1 protein-coding gene is annotated in these 807 nt (G+C 60.3%); it reads left to right on the top strand.

Going from position 1 to position 807, the window contains the following annotated elements; all coding sequences use genetic code 11:
- Nucleotides 1–795: IS701 family transposase (locus ACWGTO_RS33660; protein ID WP_454578977.1), on the top strand; the 795-nt coding region annotated here is incomplete at its 5' end.
- Between the last annotated feature and the right edge of the window lie 12 nt (nt 796–807).

Raw genomic sequence — 807 nt, 5'->3', positions numbered from 1 at the left:
ACCTGGACGAATGATCCCGAGCGGATGATGCGGGCGCGCGTCCCGAAGGATCGACAGGTCGCTCTGACAAAGCCGGAGATCGCCATCGAAGAGATCGATCGTATCATCGCCTCCGGCGCGCGTTTCGGCTGTGTGCTTGCCGACGCGGGCTACGGGTCGAGCAGCTCTTTTCGTCAGGCTTTGAGTGAGCGCGGTCTGCTGTGGGCGGTAGGACTATCGCGGCGCCAAAACGTCTATCCGGCCGATGTTGATCTGATCTTCCCGGTCGCGACCACCGGCAGGCGCCGCCAATATCACATCCCGGACCAGCCGCCGGTCTCTGCCGAGGTGATGCTGTCTGGTGAGAGATGGCACAAGATAAGCTGGCGGCGCGGCACTAAAGGTCGGCTGACATGCTTGTTTGCGGCTCGACGTGTCCGCGTTGCGGATGGTCATAAGCACCGGATGCTCGACAATCGCATGCAATGCATGCCAGGCGAGGAGGTCTGGCTCGTCGGCGAACGCCGGTCGACTGGCGAGCAAAAATACTATGTGTCGAACTTACCGGCCGATGCGAGCCTCAAGATGCTCGCCGCCACGATCAAGGCGAGGTGGGTCTGTGAGCAGGCACATCAGCAATTGAAGGAGGAACTCGGCCTCGACCACTTCGAAGGCCGATCATGGACTGGATTACATCGACACGCCTTGATGACCATGATCGCCTACGCCTTTCTCCAAGCCCGCCGCCTCAAAGCAGCGGGACGGAAAAAAAAGAGTCGGCGGACCACCGCCACAACCGAGCATGCCAGCTGTTAGACAAGCCATTCT

The organism is Mesorhizobium sp. PL10, from assembly GCF_053714315.1.
This window is presented reverse-complemented; position numbering and strand designations above follow the sequence as displayed.